12 protein-coding genes are annotated in these 21380 nt (G+C 55.2%); 4 read left to right on the top strand and 8 right to left on the bottom strand.

All coding sequences use genetic code 11. The annotated features are described in order from the left end of the window. Window positions 1–349: 349 nt before the first annotated feature. Window positions 350–1924 (top strand): ClC family H(+)/Cl(-) exchange transporter, encoded by a 1575-nt coding sequence (locus OZX72_RS09065; RefSeq protein ID WP_277158366.1) that lies wholly within the window; start codon window positions 350–352, stop codon window positions 1922–1924. 477 nt (window positions 1925–2401) lie between these two features. Further along, window positions 2402–2566, top strand: coding sequence for a hypothetical protein (locus OZX72_RS09060; protein WP_277158365.1), 165 nt, complete (start codon window positions 2402–2404; stop codon window positions 2564–2566). A gap of 435 nt (window positions 2567–3001) precedes the next feature. Here the strand turns inward: OZX72_RS09060 and OZX72_RS09055 are convergent, their stop codons facing one another. Beyond that, the gene (locus OZX72_RS09055; RefSeq protein ID WP_277158364.1) at window positions 3002–3460 is read right to left on the bottom strand and encodes a type II toxin-antitoxin system antitoxin SocA domain-containing protein; all 459 of its coding nucleotides are present in this window, start codon (window positions 3458–3460) and stop codon (window positions 3002–3004) included. A 353-nt stretch (window positions 3461–3813) separates the two neighbouring features. Here OZX72_RS09055 and OZX72_RS09050 point away from each other — a divergent pair, with 353 nt between their 5' ends. Further along, window positions 3814–4857, top strand: a complete 1044-nt coding sequence (locus tag OZX72_RS09050; protein WP_277158363.1) for a DUF3039 domain-containing protein — start codon at window positions 3814–3816, stop codon at window positions 4855–4857. Window positions 4858–4923: 66 nt separating this feature from the next. Here the strand turns inward: OZX72_RS09050 and OZX72_RS09045 are convergent, their stop codons facing one another. The 7 genes from OZX72_RS09045 to OZX72_RS09015 form a co-directional block, all read right to left on the bottom strand. Next, window positions 4924–5367 (bottom strand): helix-turn-helix domain-containing protein, encoded by a 444-nt coding sequence (locus tag OZX72_RS09045; RefSeq protein WP_277158362.1) that lies wholly within the window; start codon window positions 5365–5367, stop codon window positions 4924–4926. Window positions 5368–6297: 930 nt separating this feature from the next. Then, window positions 6298–6462 carry a hypothetical protein gene (locus tag OZX72_RS09040; RefSeq protein ID WP_277158361.1) on the bottom strand — a complete coding sequence of 55 codons (165 nt, stop codon included), beginning with the start codon at window positions 6460–6462 and terminating at the stop codon, window positions 6298–6300. 320 nt (window positions 6463–6782) lie between these two features. Further along, window positions 6783–7136, bottom strand: a complete 354-nt coding sequence (locus OZX72_RS09035; RefSeq protein ID WP_277158360.1) for a hypothetical protein — start codon at window positions 7134–7136, stop codon at window positions 6783–6785. Window positions 7137–7400: 264 nt separating this feature from the next. Beyond that, complete coding sequence (locus OZX72_RS09030; RefSeq protein ID WP_277158359.1) at window positions 7401–8558, bottom strand: hypothetical protein; 1158 nt, start codon at window positions 8556–8558, stop codon at window positions 7401–7403. A gap of 296 nt (window positions 8559–8854) precedes the next feature. After that, entirely contained in the window at window positions 8855–9490 is a 636-nt protein-coding gene (locus OZX72_RS09025) for an Abi family protein (RefSeq protein ID WP_277158358.1), read from the bottom strand. 639 nt (window positions 9491–10129) lie between these two features. Further along, entirely contained in the window at window positions 10130–11176 is a 1047-nt protein-coding gene (locus OZX72_RS09020; protein WP_277158357.1) for an Abi family protein, read from the bottom strand. Between the two features lie 140 nt (window positions 11177–11316). Further along, complete coding sequence (locus OZX72_RS09015) at window positions 11317–11538, bottom strand: hypothetical protein (RefSeq protein ID WP_277158356.1); 222 nt, start codon at window positions 11536–11538, stop codon at window positions 11317–11319. A 632-nt stretch (window positions 11539–12170) separates the two neighbouring features. On the opposite strand from OZX72_RS09015, the gene OZX72_RS09010 reads away from it, so the two are divergent. Beyond that, window positions 12171–20906, top strand: coding sequence for an InlB B-repeat-containing protein (locus OZX72_RS09010; protein ID WP_277158355.1), 8736 nt, complete (start codon window positions 12171–12173; stop codon window positions 20904–20906). Window positions 20907–21380 lie beyond the last annotated feature (474 nt).

Raw genomic sequence — 21380 nt, 5'->3', positions numbered from 1 at the left:
CGATTGCTAAGGTGCACTTTTCTGGCATTGGCGTCGAATTAATGCACATTGGAAGCGTTAGGGTGCACTTTTCTGACAGCAACGTAAAAATAGTGCACCGTAGGGGCGCTAACTTGCACGTTTTATACGGTACCGTTGAATTGATGCTCTGATGAGTGACATAGTGCACTTTCGACGGTAGCGTTCCAATAGTGCACCTAAGGACTGCTAACTTGCACGTTTTATACGGTGACGTCAAGATAATGCACTTTGGGCATGCTAACTTGCACTTTTTTGACGCTAGCATCGGGGAGGTGCGCAAGGGAACGACGGTTTTGTTGAGCGACAGTGCAGGAAGGGTTCGGTAGCAATGGCAACAGTAGGCATATCGCGGCGCAGCCAGTGGATTGTGGCGGCGCGTGCGGTGATCTGTGGCCTGATTGCCGGGGTGCTGGTTACCTGCTACCGTCAGGGCATCGAATGGGGCACGCAGTTCGCGCGCTGGATGTATCCCCAAATCCGTAGCAATCCGTGGCTTCTCGCGCCTTGGGCGCTCGCAGCAGTAGCAGTCGGTTTCTTCGTCGCTTGGCTGGTCAAACTCGAACCGATGGCATCCGGCAGCGGCATCCCGCAGGTCGAAGGCGTGGTGAGGCTGGGCCTTAAAATGCGGGCGGGAATCGTTCTGATTGTTCGCTTCGCCGGTGGTCTACTCTGCGGGATGTTCGGCCTTTCGCTTGGCCGTGAAGGCCCGTCGATTCAGATCGGTGCCGCGGCCAGCCAGGGTGTGGCGCAGGGGATGAGGAAACTGCGACATAAAGGTAAATCCGTCGCGGATTCGGTCAATTCAAATGGTTCCGGTCGCGTGGATGTTAAAGCCGGTATGGAGGCGAATGAGAAGCCAAGCAAAGTCTCGAACGTAAATCTGCGCATGAATAGAGCCAAGGACACGAGCGTAAATGCGGGCACGAATACGAGCAGGACCACGAACGCTGATGATGAGTTTGCTAGTGCTGGTTCGTCTCGTCAGCGCGTAGACGGCCACGAAGGCGCGGGCGGCAGCAAAACCGCCGAAACGAACATCCTCATCACCGCCGGTGCCGCAGCAGGGCTTTCGTCCGCGTTCAACGCCCCGCTTTCCGGCATGATGTTCGCGCTTGAAGAAGTACACCACAACTTTTCCCCGGCCATCCTGCTTTCGGCGGCCGCAGCTTCGATAAGCGCTGATTTCGTCTCGAAATACTGGTTCGGCCTGAAACCGGTGCTCGATTTCGCGCGTCTTTCGCAGCTGAGTCTGCCGCAGTATTGGTGGATGATTCCGCTCGGCCTCATCGCCGGCCTGATCGGCGTGGCGATGAACAAGCTGCTGCTCGGTTTCCAGACGCTATACAACAAACTGCCGTGGCAAATCCGTCCGATGATCTCCTTGGCCATCGCGCTGCCGGTCGGTATCTTCCTGCCGCAAGTCTTGGGAGGCGGCGAAAGCCTGATTGGTTTCGCAGAACGTGCCACTAACGGCATCGCATTCCTGACAATCCTGTTAATCGTCAAAATGCTCTTCACTTCCACGAGCTTCGGCAGCGGTGTTCCCGGCGGTATTTTCATGCCGATTCTTGCGGTCGGTACGTTAACTGGTTCCATTTTCGGGGTCGCTCTTCACACGGTGACCATCAACGGAAACCCGCTCGTTTCAACGAAAATCATTCCGCTGTTCGCCGTCTGCGCGATGGCGGGAGCGCTGACGGCCTCCGTCAAAGCCCCGATGACTTCAATTCTGCTCACCGTGGAGATGAGCGGCACCCTGATGCACATGCTCCCGGTCGCCGCGTGCAGCTTCATCGCCCTCTTGGTCTCGGATCTGACAAACACCGAGCCGATCTACGACGCCCTTCTGGATCGCTATATAGCGGGCCATCCTGAACAAGTTTCTAAAACCGCTGGTCTATAAACCCCGGAACGCATGTTCCCCTGGTCGTGTGGCCGGGGGAACATGGAATTTATGTACCGTCTTGCGGTGAATACTTGACATAGTAAATCAACCCACAATTTGGCCTATAACCCCGAAAACGGATTCTAAAACCAAATATTCTGGCCTATAACTCGATTTTAAGGAGGCCGGGGTACACCTCGGCCCCGGTGTTCGTTTCCGAGCATCGGGGCCAGCGGCATTAGTAGCGGGATGTAACAGGCACCCCATCCGTTGCAGCCTCGCTGAGTAAAAGCTTTAATGGCCGGCTGAAATCTCAGCGAGTTACCCTGCCGCAACTGATACCGACATCATATCACAGGCGGTAATATTCCTTTTATCGGATAGAATGAAACCGTCGCTAAGCCCTTTACCCGGGTGGAAACGACCGTGCGGCCTTCCGGCCGTATCGACCCCGCCGCGCTCGTCGTGGCGCGGCATAAGCAGCAAGGACATGTTATGTCCCATAACAGAAAAGGCTCTAACGGCCCTGAGGCTATCCAGGCCATCGTGGCGTTGGTCGTCGTTTTGGCGGCCAACGCGGATAACGCGGTGGTTGACGTGCTGCTCGCGATCGTTGTCGGTTGCGGGTTGGTGGTCATCTGGAGGTGTCGCAGGCGTTAGTTAGGGCCGGCCCGGCGCGGGGCCGACCCGTGCCGGGCACTTCCTTCTTACTGTCCTTGTTCCTTGTTTCCCGGTTCGGGGGTTATCGGCCAGATGGGCGGTGTGCGGCTGCAGTTCTCTTGGAGCGCTCGGTTGTCGTTGATGCGTCATAGTAAGCCCACTCGCCGCTGAGTATAAAAAATGCCACCCTAGGGTGTCCGTAACGAAACGATAAGAACCGTTTCTTTTATTGTTACGATAAGTCTGGTGGCTTGAGCAATTCTTTTATATCACTGAAGGTAAGACAACATGTCTGGATTGATGTAAAAAGCGGGTTATAGGCCAAAAAGCGCGGAAGCCGGGTCCCGTACCAACGCTGGCTCCCCGGCTTCTGCTTCCGTACCTTCTCGAAGGCTGGCATTACGCCACAGACCATAATTTTAAAAAACAGCGCTGTCAGGCGGGTTGCATATTCAAGGCCGATGGATTCTGCGAATAGAAAGTCCGGATGGAGTCCTTGCTGATAATCGTCTTGGAACGTGCCGTCGGCGGCAAACCGCCGCGGGCCGTCTTCCAGGGCGCCTCGCTATGGGTTTTCCGGCTGAGCTCGTTGCCGCTCATCCGGTCGAATTGCGCTATGATGAAGCCGGTTTGCCGGCGCTCTGTTGCGGTCAGGTTCCCCGAATTGCCGGGGAAATCCTTGGCGGTGATGCTGAAGTATCCGCGGTGCTGCCTAAAGAGGTCGGGCGCGGCGGGACCGTTGGCCCACGCCTCGAAATCGGATTCGAATAACGGCTTTCCGGAAGATGCCAACGAATACGCCTGGGAATAAAAGGCCAGTTTTTGGAGCTTCATCGTGGTCTCGCGCCCGCAGCGTTCGAGGATATGCTTCGCCACATCAACGATGTCTGCCACGTCCATCACCTCCTACAGTTTTGAGATACACAGCCTATTTTAAGATAAATGTATGACCGCTGTTTTCACGGCTGATTTTCTGGACACGCGACCGGATTGTGTTGTCGTCAAAGTTATGGTTTCATAAGTTGTGAATGCAGCGCTCAACGTGTTGGATCTATCGAGGCTTCGGGTGCCGTGCCAGCGTAGCGAAACGGCTCCCTTCAAATTTCTGGATGCAAAGGTTGCAACCCTACAAAATTTGGCCTATAACCCTTATAACCCTAAATTGTCGATATATAAGGATTGTTCTCATTGGTTGCAAATCAACCTACCGAGGTATCGTAAATTTCATGAGACCTGTACGACCGACGTTGAAGGCATTGAACCAGTTGCGTTTGCTACCTGATGATTTGTTTCTCGCTGGCACCCCCTGGAAGCTTCTGAAGGAAAACATACGTAGAGGGGAGTTGAATCCCTTTTATGGAATCGATTTGTCGTCCTTGCGGCACCGTCTGCTGCTCAAGGCGAATTCGATTGTGGATAGTGGATTCAATAGTGATAGATATCAGGCGGCTAGTAGATCGGCAGGTCGCCAAGTATATGAAGTGAGGGATCACGCTTCGGGCTGCCGTGGAGCCATGGTACTTGATGATGACGGGAATCCATGGCTAGTCTATGCGGGTCTGCACGATTGGTCTGATGCAAAAGTTGCTGCGGAGCTTAAGAAGTCAAGGTCCCAGTATTGGATGCCTACCGATGAGGATATGGGAATTCGTCGTGCTGAGGATGCATGGCTGTCTTCGAGGCAAGAGGCGGTGGATATTCTGGATTCTTTGGTCCGTACTATCCACGACGCTCTTCAATCGCCAAATGAGGTTAGTGAATTTGCCGTGTCTGGAGCCAGCGGGGAGGCTAAGGAACTTGTACAGGTCGAGGTGATTTCTTTTAAAGGGCAGGATCTTCCCATAGAACAGGCTGGTACCACTGATGCGTTTCTTAATATTTCCATCCAAGGGAAGGGCTATGACTATGAGTCTCGTCAACGGTTGAAACGTGCGGTGTCTTATCTGAAGCCTAAAGACATTAAGTCTGATATTGTGCGCGAGGATGGCTCCGTGTATATGGAAGTGATACTTAGCGAAGCGGTTGTGACGCAGCTTTTCGCTTCTGTTTGTTTGTCGCCGCCAGCGACACGAGTCAAGCAATTGCCTCCCATTGATTGTGATGCGCAACCGGTTCTCCATTACATCGATACGACAAGTTTTGATCAAGGTATGATTTCTGGTAAGGCGGCGCTTTCTCTCTGTGGAGTTTGGTTTATTCCTCGTGAGGATGAGTCCTCGGGGAAGCCGATTTGTCGTGATTGCGAGAAAATCAGACCTATATTTGCTGGGTTGCACCCGTCAAAAGGATGAAGTTAAACAGAGTCCGTCAACTAACGGTTTTTGAAACCGACAAGTGACGGACTCTGTTGGTCCGCTTTACAAATCGGCAAACATATCAGCAATATGTGCCGATTGCTGCTTGGTGAGGCCTGAAGCGGCATTGGCGATGCGACGGTCCTGTTCGTCCTGCGTGGTCGTGGCGGCTTCGGCGTATTCGGCCATGGCCTGTTCGTGACGTTTGATGTAGTCGGCGAGATCATGGCTTGAGATTTTGAAATGAGTACCTTTCTTGTCGGCCTTAAGCAGGCGCTTGTCGATGAGATGACGTACGTAAGGGCGGCTCACGCCCAGGACTTTCGCCGCATCCTCGGGAGACATATCCTTCTCGGCGACAAAGATGGAAGCCTCTCCGGCCAGCATTTCGCGCAATGCAACGGCGACTGGCGAATCGGCGCGCATGTGAGACAGAGCTTCTTTGAGGTCTTCGATGTCCTGTTGTTCCATTTCGTTGGTTGCAACGTGTTCGAGTACTTTTGTCATCTTTCCCAACATTCCTGTGTAGAGGATAGTTGCATCACCGCTAACTGTAATAACTGCAATAAATGCAACAACTGAAATAACTATAACACAGGAAATTGCTCTCCGAGCGGATTCTTGAATTATCGGTCGAAAAATATTCGGGTTAAAGTCGGAATTTCGGGTTGTCAGGCCAGCGGTTTTTGGAAAAACGATGCGCCTTTTCCTCTAATAAGAGCAAATGCTCAACTTGCATATTCTTTCTCCTTGTGATGTGTCTTCGTTGACTTCTCATCCAGTGAGAACACTTCTTTTATTGTGGCGTTCTGGGGAACTGCCGATGCAGTAATTTCGACGGGGCTATGACCCATGCCTCATCGTTTTCTGTTGAGAGCTTTAAAAATGCGTTATCTATTTTGACCTATAACCCATAACCCCCGTATTCTAGCCTATAACCCAACTTTCCTTGGTAAGTGATAAAAAAGAGCCGCCTTACGACGGCTCTCAACAAGTTGATGACTAATAGAAATCAGCCTGTGATCTCAGCCCAATTACCTGAAAAATTTAATGACGGCGATGATGGCGGTCTATTAGGCAATTGGTCGAATAGCTTCAATCACTGAAGCCCAAGTATACCAAAACGTACTACACAGTTCCCTGTTTTTCTTTCAGCATGTTCCTGTTTTTACGCTTTCCCCCTACTGCCTATGGCTCGTTTTGGCCTATAACCTCTTATTTCCGGACCTCGAGCTAGGCCTCCAAGCTACCGGGAGCGACTATTTGCGAAACAATCCATGCTTTGGGTCTATAACCCCATAACCACGGAAGAAAAATGAGGACCGCCCCTAAGCCATGTGCATGGCATCAGGACGGTCGTAACGCTATCGGAATACCGAAAAAGTGGATATGTGCGTCAAACGGGGGTTATAGGCCTATAACCCGATATCCCGGTGTTCAGGCGTTTTTCTTCCGGAACAACAACGCGGAGAGCTTGTTCTTCCCGCTCACCATTTTTACAGCGTCCTCGTAAGCCTTTCGCATCTCAGGGTCTTTCAGATTATTGGGATCTATGACCTTGTTGAGACTCGGGGCGATTTTACTGCTGCTCGTCTTGTTCATTGTTTGTTGGTCAAGCCAGAACATTCAAGTAAGCGGAACATTCCGGAATGGCAGTCATCGCCTTCTCTCTGCTATCTTCTCTGATTTTACTTCAGGCTACTTTTTACTTCAGACATGGAAGTCGATGAGGATAAAAACATATTCTGGCTTATAACCCCGAAACGCATGTTCCCCCGGTCGCATGACCGGGGGAACATGGAATTTATGCACCGTCTTGCGGTGAATACTTGACATAGTAGCATCAACCCCAAGGCCTTCCAGACGAGCCGTCCGACAGGAGGGGCGTTTGAGGGTGCCTGACCGGTGTGGCGGGCTATTCGTTAGTCAAGATTCCCCTCTATGACTCTTAGCGAGCCTTTACCGATGTAGTGATTGGCAAGGACTTTGAATTGGTTGACGGTTTTGATGGCGTTGAGAACGAGTTCAGGGCTGTATGTGCCTCTTATGTCGTGTATGTTGCGCCGTGTTGTCACCTGTCCGCTGCCTGATAGTTTTATGCCGTATCTTTTCAGGATCTGGTTTACGCGGCTCAGGAAGTCTTTGGTGGCGGCGGGGATATCAAAACTTGCTGTCCCTTCCATCTCGTTTGCTGCTTGAGTCAGCAAGCTCTCAGCGCTTTCGTAATGGCTGAAACATAACCAGATGTTGTCTTCGATGACTGTTTGTTTAAACATCGTGTGCTTTCTTGATAATTTACGTAGTGGGTTGTAAGCCTCATATTCTGGCTTATAACCCTTCGAAACGAGTTAACAGTTTTACGTTGCAAGGTAATTGTATGACGATTAGCGGGCTTGTCAATTCGGCATTAAGCTGTAGTTGTTATTGGTTGGGGCGCGGAATGGGAACATCTCCGACTTTTCGTCCGCACCCCGTAATTTGTCAATTGTAAGTGACTCTGAAAATTAAAAATATAAACAAGCTGCTAATTTGGCTCGTCGTTATTGTTTTCTGGCTTTCAGCGTATTGATTATTTGTTCCAACCTAATATTTAATGAGTCCAGTAGCGCAATTAGAGGTCTGTGTCGATACTGAATACAGGGCTTCGATTCGAGGTCGTCTAAATGGTTTACGTCCTTGGCATTTTTGTGATTTCCATTTTTAGAATTCAGAATGGATTTTATTAATTCTTCTTGATTAGTCAAACGATTATTTATTTGTTCAATTTCTGGCGCAGCAGTGCTATTCAGATTTTCTATAAGGATTTTCTGCAATTTCTTTTCAGAGTATTCGAGATATTCTTTGGTGACAGGTGTTCCGTGTTCTTTACGAAACTCATTGAATTTCTGAAGATAAGTTATGGTCAGTAATGCAAAAAATGTGCCCATTCCACTTGCTACGCCGGGGTTCCATACGGTTCCAGCGAACAAGCTTATAAGCCACATGAAGCCGAATAAGCAAAATCCTGCAATTGGATAGAAAGATAGTTGCCCTAGCCATTGGGGAGTGTCTGGATGTTTTTTATCCCGTTTCGCAAACATGTATCCGGTTACAATCATTTCAGAGATGGTCATTGTTATGAATCCAACTAGGAAAAATGAATAATCTCCATACGATTTTGAGGTTGATTGTTCGCAAGCATAGTTGTGCCATAGACTTCCAGGAATCATGGGATGGCAGTCAAAGTATGTTGTAGGATGCTTATCGGCACTATATGTTTCATTCAAAATTAATATTATTATGAGAATAGAAAACATCGCATATCCGCAATGCAACATCCATGATTTTAGTTCTTTGTTTTTGTGAGATGTCACAATTCCATTGATTCCAATAAAGCCGATTACGCTTACTGCCCACCCGCAATACCAACACATGCATTCATCGCTCGTGAGCCAACCCGGTAAGAATGCTGTCTCGGAAAATTTATTTTGAGCTACTGCCAGTATGAAGAGACTTATAGCGAAAATTGGGGAATAGCCTACAATGCTACGCCAATGTCTTCCGAATTTCTTCCATTTTTCTTTCCTGTTTTCTATAAGGAATAAAATCACGCAGAATGAAATAAATATAAAACTTATAATACTCATGATTAGACTAGTGTGCGTAGAAGCATAGCTGGTGAATTGATTATCAAACTTATTAATCCATTGATTGTTCATACGTAAAATGTTAATCAGCAAATAACTAATTAAGTTTTTCCTTTAATAAATTTTCTTAGATATAAGTAGATGACATTTCACTTTTATTGTTATTCTGAAGTTTTCGATTTGTTCTACTTGCGATTATGGGTAGCTGACTCATAATTGGTTGCTCGTGATCTTGTACCATCCGTTTTCATCAGGTGGTGATGACTTGGTCGGGGAAAGTTGTGGATTGGTACGAAAACCGAGTAGGTGTCTTCTTCGCGTTCGCGGACTGGACTGACTTAGCCGCGGCGACGTAAGTGGAAGCCATTTCATTTCCAAAGGTTCTGGTCCTGCCAGTCGGGCGGGAATCCCATTTGAGTGATGGGGATGTGGGGGTTGTCGCCCATGAGCTTGATGAACTTGTCCTGCCAGGCGGATGTTCCTTCGATCTGTTTGAGCAGATAATTCTCCACGGTGAGGAATGCCGCAGGCCCCTGTCGGTCGCGCAGGAAGTCCCACGCGTGGCCCCACCAGTCGCCCCGGTATGTCTGTGCGGGGGAGCGGTCTGGCAGTTTTGGCGCTATCAGGTTTGATCTGGAGTTCCATAGGCGGTCGTGGTGGGCTGTCATGTTCCTTACGCATCTGATGGTCTCGAGCCATTGGTCGAGGCGTTTCACGTCGCCTCTTGTTGATGTCTGGGGGTTCGAACTGGGGATGCCCAGTCTGCATGCCAGTTCGTTTTTGATGTGTTTCGGAGCCCCTTGATATAAGAAAAGCTTCAACGCGCCATAGTCGAGGCAGCCGGCGAGCATCCAGTATGGTGGCAGGGGATTGCTGTATGTCTTTCTGAAATGTCTGATGTAGGGTAGTTGTGAGCGTGAGTAGGAGTGGAGGAAGCTTGCGAGAGCGGCGGGCCAGGCTTTTGGGCCATAGTCGGGCAGGTTCGGTAGTCCCGCTTTCTCCATGTAGCCGAAGGTCCGTGGAACAGGGCCAGTTTGGTGCCGAGAAAACTTCTCAGAAAAGCTTCTATGGTGATGATGCCGTCAAATACCACGACCCTTAGCTCTTGGTCGAAGACGTAGCGTTCCCAGATGTCGTTGAAGTTGGTATTTTGGCGGAATGGCAACTTACGTTTGCTTGGGTTGCCGTCTGTGGGTGTTAGGAATGGGTACCAGTAGCCTTTGAGCCGGTAGTAGCCTACTCGTTGTATACGGTTGGCCAGGTCGTCGGGTGCTATGCCTTGCAGTCCGTTGTCCAATAGCTGCGAAGCTAGCTGTTCTGCGGTCATGGCCTCGTGCGGAGGGTAGGGGATGAGTGGTCGTTCAGCCACGGTGCTGTCCTTTTTCGCGTATGAAAATGCCACCCTAGGATGTCCCCTTACGAGGTACTGGTGGCTTTTAACAACTACAGATTATCGAAAAGTCAAACGACGACACGCGTTTTTGCCAAAAATTCACATATGTTTTCAGCAGGAAAATCTCGACCTATAACCCACAACCGGGTTATCTGGTCGATAACCGCGTTTCTCGATATTTTTTAATTTCGGTTGGTATTCTGGTGACGTTTCCGCAATCGTCAGCTGGCAGCCGGAAGCAACGGGGAGTTCATTTTATATCGTCTGCCTTGTACGGGTAACGGAACAGCGAATATATGGTTGTGTCGTCGTGTAGGTCTTGAAGTTTGCCTGTGTTAATGGCATTTGCCTTGAGTTCGGCTTTCTTGATGAACGCCTCGAAGAGTGTGACCAAAGACTGGAATGTCCGTTCCACCCCGTAGTTAGGGCTGAAATATTGTTGTCGATTGCGGTTGATTCTTGTCGTCAATGTGTTCGTTTCGTTTATAGCGTGCTCAATCATGGCGGCGCTGTCGACGATGTTGAGGAAGCAGATCAAGACGGCGGCTGTGTTGTTGACGACCAGCTGGTTGAGGCTCTGGCGGAACGCTGCTGGTTTGTTGCCTTTGCGCTTGGTAGATTTGTCACACATGCGTAGAGTCAGGTGGATGAGTTCTTGGTCTCCGTGCCCGGTTTCGATGTATTTGGGTGTTTCTTGTTTCATATTCGCCAGAAGACAATTGCCATGGGAGACGGCGTTGCGGACTTGTCTGACAGTGCCCAATAGGTGGATGATGGGGTCTTCGATCTTTGCGGCAAGAAGGTATTTCCGGTATAGTTCCTGCTGGTCCATGAAAGTCAGTAGCTCCCATAGTGTCCAGATGGTGTATTCATGCCCATATTTGATCTTTAAACCGTCGGTGTAAGGGGAGCTGTGTTCGAATCGTGGTTCGGAGGAGCCGTACATCAGCTTCATGCATTTGGATTCGTAGTCGTTCCCCCTGTTCTGCATGAGCAGGTTGTTGAAGCGGATTTTCATGGCGTGCTCGATTGCTGAGCAGAAGTCCCACATGGCTCGGCTGAGTGTGGAATCTATGGCGTACAGTTCTTGCAGGTAGGCGAATTCCAGTCCCTGGTATTGGTAGGGAGTTTGTGAGTTGTCTTTTTGGTAGTTCTGTTCATATGCTTTGAGTTTGAAGAAGTATATGTTTTGTGTGAGGAACCTTGCCGCTTGCTGTTCAGTGGCGATGGTGAATTGAATCCCATGCGATTTCATCGTCTGGATTTGCTCGTTGACTGTTGCGGTTTTCTTTTGCATTCACATCCTTTGTGAAAAAACTTGAGACCAGCTCCTTGCGGAAGATGGTCTCAAGAACGTCGAAACAAGTCAACAGTTTTTACGTTTCAAAGTAATTATATTAAAATTTGGCAGGCGTGTCAAATTTGGTGGAACCGGGGTTATGCGGTGATTTTTGAAAGAATGTGTGGCCTATGGCGTTTGGAGCTCGCCGGGCTGGTGTGGTGAGCTTTTCTGTTGCCTTTGAGCAGCTTGTGCGCCTTGAACTCTTCGCGTACGGCCTTCTCCTCCAGATCGCATAGGCTGATGCCGATCATATATCGCGACAGGTTGTCGTGCATGCGCACGCTCTCATCGCCCCATGCCTGTCTGGCCTTTGCCATGTGCGCTCCCCCTCGTTTCGTCGCGTTGCTGGTTGGTTCTCAGTCTGTCACCGCCCGGGGGAACTACGGTGTCGTCTTTTTGCCTGTTCGGGGCTGTTGCTTGGCTGTATCGTTTTGTGGTGTTCGGCGTGTCTAATTATTTTGTCGGGGAGTTTTTCGAAAAAATTTTCTGAATTTTCTTAAAACGTTATACATAAGCGGGGTGCAGGGAGGCAGTAGGGCGGAGGGTTACGAAGCTAGCGGCTGTGGTGACAACATCGGAAGTGTTGCAATGCAAAGCGTCCAGCATGAAAAGATGATCTGGAGAACGGTGTTGCCATTGTTTTGCAAATCAATGATGATTGTCTGAATATAACAATCCGGAAAGTCGTTTTAAACGTTTGAAGAAGAGAATTGTGTTTTATTAATTAGGCAAAAATTGGATGCTCGTGTCGCGGTCGTGTTACAGTTTTGCATGTCTGAAGTGTAATTCCGCGTCGAGGTGGTTTGCGGTGCGGGAGTTTCCGTTTATATAAGAGAGAAGAAGGATGATGTCTCGTTTTACTGAGTGGTTGCGCAGTGTGCGTAACGTTGCCTCGCATCGCGGGGGGGGGGGCGTTAGAGCCCTAGTTTGCCTTTTGGTTGGTGTGGCGATGGTGCTGCCCACCACGGCCACGGCGGTCGAGCCCGAAAGCGGCGAGGCCTCCCAGCAATCACAGTCCCAGTCTTCTTCGACTCAACAAAGTCAGGCAGCGTCGCCTGAACAGTCGCAATCGACCCAATCTCAGCAGTCACAGAAGAAGCAAAAGTCCGCTGAATCTTCGGAACCTGTCAAGCAGGGCAAGAGTAGTATTTCCGCGAAGAGCGGTCTGCAACCGCGTGGTGGCGGCATGGTGGTGGGTCCGCAGAGCGTTTGTATGATCGGTTATAGCACGATTGCGCAGTGCTTTCAGGACGCATGGGGAGATTCGGCGCGCACTGTGCTGTCGGCTATGCCGGCGTCGGTAAGACCGACGAAATCGGTCTGGAACTCGGCCCAAGGCAAATATGTAACGGAGAATGATCCGGACGGCACGTTCACCCAGCAGAGGGCGGACAGCATCACATCGCTTGATTTCGCTCAGGAGCCGCCTACGGCTTTGGATGGCGTGCGGTATATGCGGAACTTGCAGACGCTTTCTACTAATTCCTCGAGGGAGGCTTCTTTCACCGACTTGTCGCCGTTGTCCGGGCTGACCAATCTACGCAGTTTGTCGATTGGCCAGGGCAAGGTCGCCGACTTGTCGCCGTTGTCCGGGCTGACCAATCTTCAGAGCTTGTCTTGTGTTCATAATCGAATTAGTGATTTTTCACCGTTGCGTGGCTTAACGAGGCTGACAAGTTTTTCAGGCAGCCGGCAGGAAGTCGATAAGACTGCGGTTGATGATGGCGTGCATGTGACGATATCGACTATGGGCCTGAAAGACATTGGCGGTTCGATTATTGGGGATCCGGGGCACGGGACCATCACTCCGAGTCCGGGCGGCGTATATGATGCGTCTGCCCATGTGGTGCGTTGGCCGACGGGCACCGCGAACACGAGTTTTGTTTTCGACGGCACGCTTCCTCCTGGCGTTACCGGCGTCGAGCCTCATGGTACGGTGAAGCGTCGGGTATGCAGCCTGGGATCGAGTACGGTTGGGCAATGTTTCCCGGACGTCAATCTCGCGCGTGGAATCACAGGAGAAAATAATGCTATGGATCCTGGGGGCAGTTATACCACTTCTAGTGCGTTTACCCAGCGAATGCGTGATTACTTGCTTGCGAACATTTATTTCGGCATGTATGGCGGCAACGGAGTCAGAAGTATTGATGGCATGGAAAACCTTACCAAGACCACCATGGTGAGTGTAGGTACCAACTGGGCAATCACCGATTACAGTCCTTTGTCGGGTATGGCAGCATTGAGACGTCTGAGTTGGGACGGCACATCCACTTCCAATTCTGATGTGGGGCAATTTTCCACAGCGTTGTCCGATCTGCACGATTTGACGGCTCTTTCTTTTACTAGCAATCATGTTTCTGATTTTTCGTCGTTCCGGAATCTATCTCATCTGACAAGTTTCGGTGGAAGCGCTCAGGATGTTAAGGAGACGGCGTATGACGATGGCCAGTATGTGACGATGTCGACGGCCGATGTGAAGAACATTGACGGCACGATTATCGGGGATCCGGGGCATGGGACTATAACGCCGAGCGCAGGCGGCACGTATGATGCCAGTGCTCATGTGGTGCGCTGGCCTTCCGGCACTACTAATCCCAAGTTCGATTTCACGGGAACGCTTCCCGGCGGCGTGACCGGTACTGCACCTTCTGGAACAGTGAAGGGTAATCCCATTATCCATGCGTACAATGTCTCGTATGATGCCGGCTTGGGCACGTGGACGGGCAAACCGGGCCAGTCGGGCCCGTACACTGCCGGTGACACGGTCCCTGCTCTGTCCTCGTCGGATATATCAGGTATCTCCGGTCCGGACCATTATCATCGGGATGGCTGGGAGTACCGCAAGACTGACAGCACGGACGACTGGACTGCGTTCACATTCGACAGCACGCCGATGCCGGCCTACAATATCACGGTGCGTCCGAAGTGGGTCGTCAATTCAAGCGATGTCACGTTCGATCTGAACGGTGGAACGTGGGATGGCGCGGCGCAGGGCGCGGTGCCGGCGGCGTATGACTCTACGCCCTCCGAGCCGGCGAACCTTGCGCATCTGAAGGCCCCGGCGCACAAGCAGCGCAGTGGCTGGCAGTACCGGAAGACGGACAGCACGGACGATTGGGCTGCGTTCGCGTTCGGATCAACGCACATGCCGGATTATGCGATTACCATCCGGCCGACTTGGGAGGCTATCCCACGGCATGTGACTTATGACAATGGCGGCGGCACGTGGACTTCGATGCCTGGCTCGCCGGTTGCGGTGGGTGAGGACGAGACCGTTTCGGCGCCCCCGCTGACCGGTTTGAACGCTCCGAGCAACAAGCATCAGGACACGGCGACGAGTGGCTGGGAGTATCGCAAGACGGACAGTACGGAAAATTGGGCCGAGTTCAAGTTCGGTGTGACGCATGTGCCGGCCTTTGACATTACGGTGCGGCCGAAGTGGGTGACCGACCAGTACAACGTGTCCTATGCGACCGGCGATGGGGCTTCGTGGTCTTCGATGCCTTCGGGTTCGACGGCGTATGACTATGGTTCGACGATTCCGACGGAGCCCCCGACGACGGGTATGACGGCTCCGGCTCACAAGCATCGTGACGGCTGGGAGTACAAGGCCTCGACCGGCGGCTGGAACACGTTCAAGTTCGGTGCTCCTGGCACTGGCACGGAGATTCCCGCCTCGAACATCACGATCCGCCCGAAGTGGGTGCTGAACACCAATTCGCTCTCCTACGTTCTGAACGGCGGCAGCGGTGGGAGCCTGCCTGCTGCGGATCCGTCGGTGGCGTATGGCACGGCTTTGACGGCGCCGGCCGCTTCGGCCCTGCCCGATGCTCCTACGGGCCATGAGTTCGACAAGTGGCAGCACAAGACCGGTTCGGGCAACTGGACCGACGGGTTCCCCGCGACGATGCCCGACGATGACGTGCAGATTCGTCCGGCTTGGAAGGCGAAACATTACAATCTGACGTTCGACCTGGGCGGTGCGCCCGGCACGGCGCCGAACGGCGAGTCGGTGGCGTACGGCACGTCCGATGCCACGGATCCCGGTGACCCGACGTGGACGGGCCATACGTTCCATGGCTGGAAGGACGCGTCGAGCAATACGTGGACGTTCGCTGGCCCCGGTGTCTCGTCTCCTTCGCTGATGCCGGCGAATGATGTGGTGCTGACGGCTCAGTGGACGCTGAACACGAATTCGGTGACGTTCAAGGACCGCGGCTCGACGGTCGCGACCCGGACGAATGTCGGTTACGGCACGCTGGTGACGCCTCCGACGGATCCGACGCGTACCGGTTACACGTTCAAGGGCTGGCGCGAATCGGGTGCCAGCGCGGACTGGGTGTTCTCTGGCCCTTCGGCCGATACGATGCCCGACCGCGCCGTGACGCTCGAGGCACGTTGGGAGGTCAAGAGCTACGACGTGTCTTACAATCTCGACGGTGGTTCGTGGCCTTCGGGCACGGGCTACACCCCGGTGACCGGTTCGAAGGATTTCGGCACGACGCTTCCCGCGCCGACTGCCGTGCAGCGTCCGACGAAGACGGGCTACACGTTCGACAGCTGGTCGTATACGGTCAATGGTGGCACGTCTCAGACAGGCTGGCCGAACGCCGTGCAGGCCGGTGCGATGGTGATTACCGCTCATTGGCGGATCAACCACTACAACGTCACTTACAATCTGGGTTCCGGTGGTGCCTGGCAGGGCGGCTATACGCCCGTTGACGGCTCGCAGGAATATGGTACGACGCTTCCCGCACCGGCTACGAACCAGCTCCCGACGCGTCCCGGCCATGCGTTCAACGGCTGGGAGTACACCGTTGACGGCGGCAGCGCGCAGACGGGATGGCCGTCTGCCGTGAAGGCCGGCGCGATGGTGATTACCGCCAAGTGGCGCACCAACAGCTACGGCGTAACCTACGACTTGGGTTCCGGTGGTGCCTGGCAGGGCGGCTATGTGCCTGTTTCTGGCACGCAGCCCTTCGGCACGACGCTTCCCGCTCCCACGACGGGGCAGGAGCCGACGCGTCCGGGTTATACGTTCCGTGGCTGGGAATACACGGTCAACGGTGGCACCCCGGTTTCGGGCTGGCCCGCGAGCGTGCAGGCCGGTGCCATGGTGGTCACCGCTTTGTGGGACACCGTAAGCTACGACGTCTCGTATGATCTGGGTTCCGGCGGCGCTTGGCAGGGCGGTTATGTCCCTGTGTCAGGCTCGCAGCCTTTCGGTACGGCTTTGCCAACGCCCACTGGGGCGCAGGAGCCGACGCGTTCGGGTTATACGTTCCAGGGCTGGCAGTACACGGTCGGCGGCGGCAGCGCACATGCCGGCTGGCCGACGACTGTGCAGGCTGGTGACACGGCCATCAAGGCCATTTGGACCACCAACAGCTACAACGTGACCTACGATCTTGGCACGGGCGGCGACTGGCGGGGCGGCTACACGCCTGTGTCCGGCTCGCAGCCTTTCGGTACGGCTTTGCCGACACCCACCGGGGCGCAGGAACCGACGCGTACGGGTTATACGTTCCGCGGCTGGCAGTACACGGTCGGCGGCGGCAGCGCTCAGTCCGGCTGGCCGGCGAGCGTGCAGGCCGGAACCATGGTGGTTACGGCCCTCTGGGATCCCGTGAGCTACAACGTCTCGTACAATCTCGGCGCGGGCGGCGCTTGGCGGGGCGGCTATGTGCCTGTCTCGGGCTCGCAGCCCTTCGGCACGACGTTGCCGACGCCTACTGGTGCGCAGGAACCGGCGCGTTCGGGCCACTCGTTCTCCGGCTGGCAGTACACGGTCGGCGGCGGCAGCGCTCAGTCCGGCTGGCCGTCCAGCGTTCAGGCGGGCGACATGGTCGTCACGGCCCTGTGGGACACGGTCAACTACAACGTCTCCTACGACCTCGGTACCGGCGGTAGGTGGCCTTCGAGCTACACGCCGGTGGAGGGTTCGACGGCGTTCGGCACGACTCTTCCCGCCCCCGGCAGCGACCCGACGCGTGCGGGCTATACGTTCCAGGGCTGGCAGTACACGGTCGGCGGCGGTTCCGCGCAGCCTGGCTGGCCGACAGACGTGAAGGCCGGCGACATGGTCATCACCGCCCTGTGGCGGGCCAAGCACTACAACGTGTCCTACGTTCTCGGCAGCGGCGCGTCCTGGCAGGGCGGTTATACGCCCGTTGACGGCTCGCAGGAATACGGCACGACGCTCACCGCGCCCACGACGCTGCAAGAGCCGGCACGTCCCGGCTACGCGTTCGGTGGCTGGTCGTATACGGTCGATGGCGGCGCGTCTCAGGCGGGTTGGCCTTCCGATGTTAAGGCTGGCAACATGGTCATTACCGCGTCGTGGACCCGCAACAGCTACAACGTCTCGTATGCTTTGGGCGACGGCAGCTGGCCCTCGAGTTACACGCCGGTGGAGGGTTCGCAGCCTTACGGCACGACGCTCACGGAGCCGACTACGGCCCAGCGTCCGACCCGCACCGGCTACTCGTTCGACGGCTGGTCGTACACGGTAGACGGCGGCGCGTCCCAAACGGGTTGGCCGAGCGATGTGAAGGCCGGTGGCATGGTGATCACCGCTCATTGGCGGATTAACCAGTACGACGTGTCCTACGACCTCGGTTCAGGCGGCTCGTGGTCCGGCGGCTATACCCCGGTGTCCGGTTCGAAGGATTTCGGCACTGCGCTTCCTGCCCCAGGCAGCGACCCGACGCGTCCTGGCTTCACGTTCGACCATTGGGAATACACGGTCGCGGGTGGTACCGCGCAAACGGGCTGGCCGTTCGATGTGAAGGCCGGCAATATGGTCATCACGGCCAAGTGGACGCGTAACAACTACAACGTCTCGTACGCTTTGGGCGGCGGCAGCTGGCCCGGTAGCTATACACCTGTGTCCGGCTCGAAGACCTACGGCACGACGCTTACGGAGCCGACTGCGGTCCAGCGTCCGACGCGCACCGGTTTCGCGTTCGATCACTGGTCGTACACGGTCGGTGGCGGCCCGTCCCAAACGGGTTGGCCGAGCGATGTGAAGGCCGGCGACATGGTTATCACCGCGTCGTGGACGCGCAACAGCTACAACGTTTCGTATGCCCTCGACGGCGGCGCCTGGCCCGGCAGTTATACCGCGGTGTCCGGTTCGCAGCCTTACGGCACGACGCTCACGGAGCCGACTACGGTTCAGCGTCCGACCCGTGCGGGCTACACGTTCGACAGCTGGTCGTACACGGTAAACGGTGGTACGCCTCAGGCCGGCTGGCCTGCGGATGTGAAGGCCGGTGCGATGGTGATTACTGCTCATTGGCGGATCAACCAGTACAACGTGTCCTACGATCTTGGCACGGGCGGCAGGTGGCCTTCGGGCACGGGCTACACCCCGGTGACCGGTTCGAATAATTTCGGCACGAGCCTTCCCGCCCCGAGCGCGGCCCAGCAGCCCACCCGTCACGGCTATGACTTCGACGGCTGGTCGTACACGGTCGGCGGCAGCGCCCCGGTTTCGGGTTGGCCTGCGGATGTGAAGGCCGGTGCGATGGTCATCACCGCGGCCTGGCGTGCGCACACGCATGCGGTCGCCTACGAGGCCAACGGCGGCACAGGCGGCAGCCTGCCCGCCACGGATCCCGCGGTGCCTTACGACACCGCGCTCACCGAGCCGACGGCCCTGCAGCGTCCGACGCCTCCTTCCGGCAAGTCGTTCGCCGGCTGGCGCTACGCCAAGACCGGCACAACGGACTGGGATACGTGGGTGTATGGCGTGAACACGACGCCCGACTACGACATCACGATCCAGCCGGTGTGGAGCGCGAACCCGTACAACGTCTCCTACGACGCGAACGGCGGTGTGGGCGGCAGCCTGCCGGCCACGGGCCCGATGACCTATGGCTCTGCGCTGACGGCGCCGACGGTGAACCTGCCTGAGCCTCCGACCGGTTACTCGTTCGACAAGTGGCAGTACAAGGTCGGTTCGGGCAGCTGGATCGACGGTTTCCCGTCCGACGTGAAGGCGGGCGACATGGTCATCCGCATGACGTGGAAGATCAACCACTACACGGTGCATTACGACCGTAACAATGGTTCCGCACTGCCCGCCGACGCGCATCCGGAGTACGGCACGGCCCTGACTGCGCCGTCGAATCCGAACCGCACGGGCCATACGTTCGCCTCCTGGCGCTTCCAGGTTGCGGGCGGGGCATGGCAGCCGGGCTTCCCGGCCACGGTGCCCGCCGGCGACACGGTCATCCAGCCGACTTGGACCACGAACCCGTACAACGTCTCCTACGACGCGAATGGCGGTGTGGGCGGAGGCTTGCCTGCCACGGCGTCGATACTCTACGGCACTGCTTTGCACGCGCCTACCGTCAACCTTCCGGCGGCCCCGGCTGGTCACTCGTTTGACAAGTGGCAGTACAAGGTCGGTTCGGGCAGCTGGATCGACGGTTTCCCGGCCGATGTGAAGGCCGGCGACATGACCATCCGGATGACGTGGAAGACCAACTGGTACCGCGTGACTTTCGATCTGGATCACGGCACGGGCTCGGCCCCTGCGCAGACCATCGAATACAACCACCACGCCACCGCGCCGGGCAACAACCCGACGAGGGAACACTACCGGTTCGACTTCTGGACGCTCGACGGCTCGCACGCCTATGATTTCGATGCCACTCCGGTGACCGGCCCGTGCACGCTCAAGGCGCACTGGACGCGGATCACGCACACCATCACGTTCAACGTGGAAGGCGGCATCACCATCGCGCCGCGCACCATCGCCGACGGCGACCAGCTGGGCACGCTGCCCACGCCGACGCGGACCCACTTCCGTTTCGACGGCTGGTTCGTGGAGAGCATGGTCCGTAGCTTGGTTCCGTATGATCCGACGGCCCCGGTGACCGGCGACATCACCGTCATCGCACGCTGGACCCGCATCGAGCCTGACAACCCCGGATGGCTCGTCACCCGGCCCGGCCAGGAATGGCTCGGCACGCAACCTGGTCACGAGTGGTTGGGTACGCAACCCGGCCATGAGTGGCTTGGTACGCAACCTGGGCACGAGTGGCTTGACACGCAGCCCGGTCACGAGTGGCTGCAGACCCCGGAAGGTCAGCACTGGTCGGCGACCCCTGAAGGTCACGCGTGGGTTTCTACGCCGCAGGGCCATCAGTGGCTCGAGACTCCACAGGGCCACGCCTGGCTGCAGACGCCCGAGGGCTCGGCTTGGCTGGGCACTTCCGAGGGGCACGCCTGGATCTCCTCTCCTGAAGGTCATGGCTGGCTGAACACCCCGGAGGGCCACGCCTGGCTCGGGACCCCCGCAGGAGGCGCTTGGCTCGGCACCACCACTGGCGGCCATGCCTGGCTCGCGACGGCCGAAGGCCAGCACTGGCTTTCGACTCCCGCCGGAGCCGCCTGGCTCGCCACGGCCGCAGGCCATGCTTGGCTCGCTACTCCTGCGGGCGCGGCTTGGCTGAAGACCCCGGCCGGTCAGAACTGGCTCAAGACTCTGGCCGGGCAGGCCTGGCTTGCCACGCCCGAGGGCCGGAAGTGGCTCGCCTCCCAGGCGAAACCGCAGCCGAAGGTCAAGTCTGTGGCGGCCACGGGTTCGGATACTGCGGTGCCGTTGGGCCTGATGGTGTCCGCCCTGATCATGGCGCTTGGTTTGCAGCTCATCCGCAGGCGCCGCCGCGACTAGGTGATTAAATACTGGCCGCGTCTCACACACCCAACCTAGGCGCGGCCTCAGCTGGCAATTGCATCTTGCCGGCTCTTCTAGGGCCGGGCGCTGTCCGAAGGAACCGGGGTTCTGCCCTTTGCATTCCCTAAGACAGCGCCCGGCTTTCTTTATTTCTGCGCTGGCTGTTGTTTCGTGTTATTGACGCTATATGGCCGAAAAGTGCACTTTACGATTGCTAAGGTGCACCTTTTCGGCATTGGTGTCAAATTAATGCACGTTGGAGATGCTGAGGTGCACTTTTCTGGTATCAGCGTCAAATTAGTGCACTCTGGAAGCAATAAGGTGCACTTTTAATCCTCTTTGGTTTTCAGGCGAGCGAACTTCCGGATTTTAAAATAAGATAACTACGAGTAAGATACCTATAGTTATCTTACTTATACTTCTTTTATAGTAGACTTGTAATCATTCAAGTTGTGAATCGTTGCTTGTTAA

The organism is Bifidobacterium sp. ESL0769 (genome assembly GCF_029395495.1).
GTDB lineage: Bacteria > Actinomycetota > Actinomycetes > Actinomycetales > Bifidobacteriaceae > Bifidobacterium.
This window is presented reverse-complemented; position numbering and strand designations above follow the sequence as displayed.